Annotated in this window: 6 protein-coding genes and 1 pseudogene; 4 read left to right on the forward strand and 3 right to left on the reverse strand. The window is 40.9% G+C overall.

The features are described from left to right. Positions 1-245 precede the first annotated feature (245 nt). Entirely contained in the window at positions 246-1370 is a 1125-nt protein-coding gene (locus tag AC5JMF_RS03700; protein ID WP_495794371.1) for a site-2 protease family protein, read from the forward strand. A 400-nt stretch (positions 1371-1770) separates the two neighbouring features. Further along, positions 1771-2142 carry a VOC family protein gene (locus AC5JMF_RS03705; protein ID WP_495794372.1) on the forward strand — a complete coding sequence of 124 codons (372 nt, stop codon included), beginning with the start codon at positions 1771-1773 and terminating at the stop codon, positions 2140-2142. A 55-nt stretch (positions 2143-2197) separates the two neighbouring features. Here the strand turns inward: AC5JMF_RS03705 and AC5JMF_RS03710 are convergent, their stop codons facing one another. Both AC5JMF_RS03710 and AC5JMF_RS03715 read right to left on the reverse strand, forming a co-directional pair. Beyond that, complete coding sequence (locus AC5JMF_RS03710; RefSeq protein ID WP_495794373.1) at positions 2198-2653, reverse strand: cupin domain-containing protein; 456 nt, start codon at positions 2651-2653, stop codon at positions 2198-2200. Between the two features lie 169 nt (positions 2654-2822). Next, complete coding sequence (locus AC5JMF_RS03715; RefSeq protein WP_495794374.1) at positions 2823-3602, reverse strand: cysteine hydrolase family protein; 780 nt, start codon at positions 3600-3602, stop codon at positions 2823-2825. A gap of 167 nt (positions 3603-3769) precedes the next feature. Here AC5JMF_RS03715 and AC5JMF_RS03720 point away from each other — a divergent pair, with 167 nt between their 5' ends. Next, the gene (locus AC5JMF_RS03720) at positions 3770-5182 is read left to right on the forward strand and encodes an amidohydrolase (protein ID WP_495794375.1); all 1413 of its coding nucleotides are present in this window, start codon (positions 3770-3772) and stop codon (positions 5180-5182) included. Between the two features lie 50 nt (positions 5183-5232). Here the strand turns inward: AC5JMF_RS03720 and AC5JMF_RS03725 are convergent. Beyond that, positions 5233-6023 (reverse strand): annotated as a pseudogene (locus tag AC5JMF_RS03725) (Uma2 family endonuclease). 791 nt (positions 6024-6814) lie between these two features. Between AC5JMF_RS03725 and AC5JMF_RS03730 the strand changes: the two are divergent. After that, positions 6815-7108 carry a hypothetical protein gene (locus AC5JMF_RS03730; protein ID WP_495794376.1) on the forward strand — a complete coding sequence of 98 codons (294 nt, stop codon included), beginning with the start codon at positions 6815-6817 and terminating at the stop codon, positions 7106-7108. The last annotated feature ends 64 nt before the right edge of the window (positions 7109-7172 follow it).

Raw genomic sequence — 7172 nt, forward strand, 5'->3', positions numbered from 1 at the left:
AAAGTTCATCAAATCAGTATCATTAAAATCTATTTTTATGAAAAAAGTTAGGTTAAAAACCTCGCTCCTCGTGGGTGGCTGTTTTGAATTTTGAATTGATTCATGCCCTTTTTCTTGATAACCACACCTTCACAGACGGACACCACGACTCTGATCAAGATTAAATTTATTTAACATTTCGTTACACTAAAGACATCAGGAGGAATACAGTCAACCTCTTGGAGATAAAATCAAAGGTGAACGACATGAATGGCACAATTCGCGTTGGCAATCTCTTCGGAATACCTTTTTACATCCACCCATCGTGGTTTTTGGTTCTAGGTTTAGTAACTTGGAGCTATAGCAGTGGCTTAGCTGCACAATTTCCGCAATTATCAGTGGGATTAGCTTTGCTACTAGGATTGATGACAGCGCTGTTGTTATTTGCCTCTGTCGTCGCCCATGAGTTAGGACATAGTTTCGTTGCTATTCGCCAGGGAATTGATGTTAAATCAATTACATTGTTTATATTTGGTGGTTTAGCAAGCTTAGAAAAAGAATCGAACACTCCGGCAGAGGCTTTCTGGGTGGCGATCGCTGGGCCTTTAGTTAGCTTACTGCTATTTGGTAGCTTTAGTATAATTGGTTTTGCGACTGCTGCTAATGGTGCATTGGCTGCAATCCTTGGAGTTTTAGCTGCGGTTAACCTAGCGCTAGCATTGTTTAACCTCATTCCTGGCTTGCCTTTGGATGGAGGAAATATACTGAAAGCAATTGTTTGGAAAGTGACAGGTAATCCTTATAAAGGTGTAGTTTTCGCCAGTCGAGTTGGACAAATTTTTGGTTGGGTAGCGGTTCTTTCTGGTGTACTTCCCTTACTATTGTTTGGTAGTTTTAATAACTTCTGGAACTTGTTAATCGGTTTCTTCTTGTTACAAAATGCTGGAAATGCGGCTCAATTTGCCAGAGTGCAGGAACAGCTAACAGGTTTGACAGCCGCAGATGTTGTAACAGCCAATAGCCCAATTGTAGATGCTGATCTTACCCTGAGAGAGTTTGCCGATCAGCAAATTGTGAATAATCAAAACTGGCATAGATTCCTGGTGGTTGATCATCACAGACAATTGGTAGGTGCGTGCGCTACTGCTAGCTTAAGAACCATACCGACAACGCTATGGTCAGAAACTCAAATTAAAGACGTAATGCAACCCATAGCAGAATCTACCACAATTCAAGCCGACCAACCTTTGTTAGAAGTTGTGCAGTTACTCGAACAACAAAAACTATCTGCACTTCCTGTAATTCGTGACAACGGCGTGTTAGTTGGCATATTAGAAAAAGCTGCGATTCTTCAGTTACTTCAGAGAAGATCCCAATTTAACCCTGCATAAAAAGGGAATAGGGAACGCTTAAATAATTCGTAATTCGTAATGACGCAACACAGGAGCGTCGCGTCATTACGAACTTGTACTAAGCTAAGTCGAAGTATTACAAAAACAGGGAGTAGGGAGTAGGGGGTGGGGAGTAGGGATACAAAAACATTAAAAACTGTCTTTTGTGGTTCATTGCCTACTGTTAGGAAAAGATTTGTGCCGAGATTGCTTGCAACGAGGCACAATGCGTCCTGACTTCAATCCCACGCCTTAAGGCGTGGGTTCCCTACTCCCTACTCCCACATCGCCACTCCCTCTGAAGAATTGGTATAAGACAGACCCCAACACAAAACTTGCCGATTATAGAACCGGGGACTTAAACCCACGGAACTTGTTAAGATTTACTTTAATAGTAAATATGGCTTTTTCGTACACGAATGCATTTGTCACTATAGCAACAGTCAATCTTGATAAACTAGTAGGTTTTTATGTTGAGCTGCTAGGACAAAAACCTATCAATTTAATCCCAGATATCTATGCTGAGTTTTTATTTTCTGGTTTGCAATTAAGTATTTTTAAACCTAAACAAACAGATGAATCAGAGTTTGAAACTAGTACAAAAAGCAAGTTAAGTTTGTGTTTTAAAGTGAATAATCTAGAAGATGCGATCGCTCATCTTACTAGCTTAGGTTATCCACCACCAGGAGATATTTCTATCGCTTCTCACGGCAAAGAAATTTACACTTATGATCCTGATGGCAATCGCCTAATTTTATATCAAAGGGATTAGGGAATTGGACGCGGGGACGCAAAGAAAATTTCTCCCTCATCCCCTCATCCCCCTGCTAACAAGGCAACAGTGCGTCTAATCTCCCCAGCACAGCCATATCTTCGTCATCTAATTCAACTGGGGTTCCACTACGAATTAGTTCTGAAAAATCCTCGTTGGGAACCATAACAGTCAGTGTATATAAGCGAGTTGAACCGATATTTCTAATCAAATGCGTGCCAGTGGGAGGTACTAACAAACTATCTCCAGCTTTGATGCGTACACTCTTGCCGTCACACATGGCGATCGCTTCTCCTTTGAGGACAAAAAACATTTCTACAGCCCATTGATGCCGATTTGGTGGTGTTTGTCCACCAACATCAAAAATTTCTATACAGCAAGTCAGAGAAGTATTTGCATTAATCGAATCAAAGATAATTGCTAGTCGATTGGTGTCATTGGGACTGATGCGAAACACTTGGTAATCTTTCAAAGACTTAATAATAGGAATTACACAACGAGTAGCGTACATTTTATCCCCTCCTAAGTTTTCAATTATGATAAAAATCCCTGAATTTCTACTCCTCTATCTTGAGTTACTATTTGTCGGTTGAAACAACAAAATCACTAATCACAAAATTCAAATTACATCTTTGCGTCTTTCTAGCGGTTTGAACCATGCAAATTAAAAGCGCAACAGCTTACTCCCCACTCCCTTGCAACGCCGTTAAAATGGCTTGTGAGTCAGTCACAAAACCGAAGCATTGTTTGACGTTATACAACGTTGCTAACCAACAATATTCAGGAGAAGTGGTGGCGGTGCAATCTTTAACTAACACGCAGTCATATCCCAAAAAATTGGCATCACACAGCGTAGTCATGACACATTGGTCAGCGTTAACACCTGCAAAAAAGAGTGTAGTTCTGCCCAAGTTTCGTAAAATACTATCTAAAGGGGTATCCCAAAACCCACTCATGCGATATTTATCCACACAAATATCTTCTGGTGACTGTTGGAGTTCGTCTACTACGGCTGCTGCCCAACTACCAGCCATTAATACTTTAGCACCATTGTTGGGTAAGGGATCGCCCAATCCGATACCATCCCCTGTGGGGTTGTAGACGTGGTGTGAGTTGGCACTAATATTCAGTAAATCGGGGCGATTTCCCCAATTGAGCCAAATTATGGGAATATCAGCCGCACGGAGTTTGGGAAGTAGGTCGTTTAGAGGATTAATGGGTTGACGCGCGGGCGTCACATCTACACCAATATGCGCTAACCAGCCATCAGGGTGACAGAAGTCGTTTTGCATATCAATGACGAGAATAGCTGCTTTTGCTAAATCAAAGCGCAGGGTTTTGGTTTCTGTTGATAAGATAACGGGTTGTGGGGTTTGTTGTGGACGAGTGATATCTGCGATCGCATGATTCACAGACCAAGCATTTGGTACAACTCCCAATGTCCGAAAAGGCAGATTCATAAATTGCAACACTATTTTCTATTTTGTAACTTGAAATTCTTTTAGACGTTCAATCACTTAATTAAGGTTAAAAATGAACCCAAACATAACCCCTATACCCATAATAAATCTCGAATCCACCTAACCATAACGATACAATACTCACAGCCCACGCACCCCAAACGGCAATGGTTCAAACTCCCGCCAAGTTTACTATCCAGAATGTTTTAATTCCCACTGATCATGTTTATGCATTCGTTGATGTCCAGATTGTAGACGGTAAGATTGCGGCGATTGCTCCTCATCTTAATGTGATCGGCACTGCTATAGATGGTAGAAATAAGCTGTTGCTTCCTGGTTTTGTCAACGCTCATACCCACTCATCTGAGATGTGGCAACGGGGAATCATGTCAGTTTTGCCTTTGGAGTTATGGCTGGCGGAACTGTATGACTTTGCACCCCTCGATGTAGAAAAGGTTTACCTCAGCGCCTTGGGTACAGCGGTGGAAACTCTGCTTTCCGGTGGCACGAGTGTAGTAGATCATTTGGTGTTAATTCCAGGACAGGAGTTAGAAACCATCGCCACTGCGGTGCGTGCTTATCGAGAAGTTGGGATTCGTGCCTTTGTAGCCCCGCTAATTCAAGATGAATCGATTACAGCAGGCATCCCATCAGGGGAGTCAGCACAAACTCATGAGCCTTATTTTCGCTCAACGGCTGCGACGTTGGAAATTATCGAAGAGGCAGTGAGACAGTTTCATCGCCCTGATGAGGGGATGAATATTTTAGTGGCGCCAACCGGGATACAATTGTGTACTGATGCCTTATTTGCAGGGTGTATTGAGTTAAGCGATCGCTACAATCTTTGTCGTCACTCTCACTTACTTGAAACCAAAGCACAGGAAAAACTCGCTCAAGAAAAATACGGCTGTACTGCGGTTGCACATCTCAAAAGAATTGGTTATTTAGGCGATCGCACTTCACTTGCCCATTGCGTTTGGTTGACTGATACTGATATTAATATTCTTGCCGAAACTCAATCTACAGTTGTTCACAATCCTTTAAGCAATTTACGCTTGGGTAGTGGCATTGCCCCAATTTTAAAGTATCGCCAAGCAGGGGTAAATGTTACCTTTGGTTGTGATGGTGCTTCTAGTAACGACTCTCAAGATTTGCTAGAAGCCATCAAAATTGGTTCTATTTTGCACAACGTTACAGACTTAGACTACCAACACTGGATTACGCCCAAGCAAGCAGTAGAAATGGCATCTTTAGGCGGTGTGAAGGGATTAAATTTAGCAGAGGAACTAGGTTCTCTCACCGTTGGTAAAAAAGCTGATTTGGTGCTTTATGACCTTACTAATTTATCATTACTTCCCCGAACAGATCCCATTGGTTTGTTAGTTTTGGGGCGTCCCAGTCATGTTGTTAATAGTGCTTGGGTGAATGGCAAGCAAATTATTACTGACGGTAAAGTCATCACAATTAATGTTGATCAATTGCGACAAGAATTGTTTAATCTTAGTCAATGGGAAACAAAACGTAAGTCTCAAACTGTGGCGCAGTTAGAACTGCATTATCGCCAAGTCATGGGATTGTGAAATAGTCAAGCGATCGCTACTATCTTACAAAGAGGTTTCATGCGTTTGCGCTAGTTATTTTTAGCTAAAGCTTGTACAAAATGTTGGTGTTCTTCACTTGCTAAACCCTGTTGCAATACTTCTAAAACCTGCGCTAAATTTCTAGTTAATAGAGCAGTTTTATCCAACCACAATCCCGGAAACACTTGAGAGGATGTTATCCCATTTTCGTGAGATTCAAGTTGAATATATTCTCCAGCATTTAACCTAAACCAATCAAATTCATGGTCGTAAACTCGCCAAACTAAATATTCTTGGACTTGATTACGACGATACACTTTGAGTTTTTCGTGTAAATCATAGGAAGCGCTGGAAGCGGCTATTTCTAAAATTAATTCTGGTGCGCCTTCTAAGTAATCATCTTGGTTAATAAGCTAAAAAACATCTAAATTACATAATCAAATTAAATAAAACTCTTGTGGGGTGGGCATCTTGCCCGCCCTAATTATGCAAGTTATATATGGAACAGCTTACGTGACTGTTCACCTTGTTCTATTCTCAGTATTGCATCTGGTTGTGGTTCATTATCGGCATCAAGACGCACAGTTGTGTTATCCAGTGTTTCTACTCCTAGCGTAGCGGCTTCGTAAGTGCCTAACCAAGTCATAATGTGACTATGAGGTTTGCCGTGTTTTTTTGCTCGTACAGGGGATGCCAAGTAAACAACTCCTTCAATCAATTCTGCTTTTTTCAGATGAGGCATCGCATGGTAGCGTCGTTCAAATTCATGACGGGTGAGCTTGTCGCCATTTTCTAAAGGCAAAATTGTTAAAAGCTCAGAAGTCGCGTCAGCAGATATCATAGTTTTTAGGGGTTAGGGGTTAAAAAAGAGGATTTTTGTGCCCTCATTTTGGGCTATTGTTCATGGTGGTCTAACTACAATTCTCAAAAGACAACTGTTGAGCGATCGCTTGATCTCAAGTCTACTTTTGTGATGAAAAAAGTTAAAGCTGTTATTAACACAATTTAAGCGATCGTTATCAGTACTCAAGCTGTTTTTAGCACAGCTTTCAATGCTATAAGAAAAGTTAAAGCTGTCATTGTCACAACTGAAGCCATCATTATCACAGCTTTCAATCCTATAAGAAAATTTAAAGTTGTCATTGTCACAACCGAAGTTGTTGTTATAAAGGCTCAGGCTGTCGTTGTCACAGCTTGAGTTGTTATGAACACTTAAGCTGTCGTTAAATTAGTTATACCGCAATCCAGTTCAGTTAAGGATAAACACGCTACTATATCAATCCTAAACTCAGATCCCCGACTTCTCAAAGAAGTCGGGGATCTAAACACCGCGAATTTTCACAAATCATACCAATTCAATTAATGATTACAACAAATCCCTCTGTAGAGACGTGCCATGGCACGTCTCTACAATGGTCTATTTGTCGCATTATTTTTTCAAAATGGTATCAGATAGGATTGCTATAGTTTTTATCACAGCACATCAACGTCTGTCAGCATGATAAATTCTCTTACGGGAATTTACTAATAACGATGATGATAAAAAACATAATTATTTGTAGATTATCCTGAGTCAAAATCTACTTGCAGTGAGGCATATTAGCTATATAAACCTTACAAATAGATAAGCCTATGACTCGCAGAAAGCGTACATCCCGCGTCCTAGAAAAAGCTGCATTAAGATCCGCTTGTATCAAGGCAATTGATAATAATTTGGATTTGGGAGATGCTTGCAATTTGAAAAATATGACGCAACTAATCGAGCAGTTACGCACTAAGCTAGAAGCTCATAACACTGCACTAACTGCGATTGACTCTTCCACAGTAGAGATTGGGCAGTTAGAAAAAACTTTGAGTAGTTTATCTGAAAAAATGCTCATTGGAATTGCATTTAAATACGGGTCTTGGCAACTTTTGGTGATCTAGGTTGGGGTAAGGCAGAGGGCAGAAGGCAGAAGGCAGAAGTCGGAAGGGTAGAAGCAATAATTTC

The sequence above is a fragment of the Desmonostoc vinosum genome, from assembly GCF_059505385.1.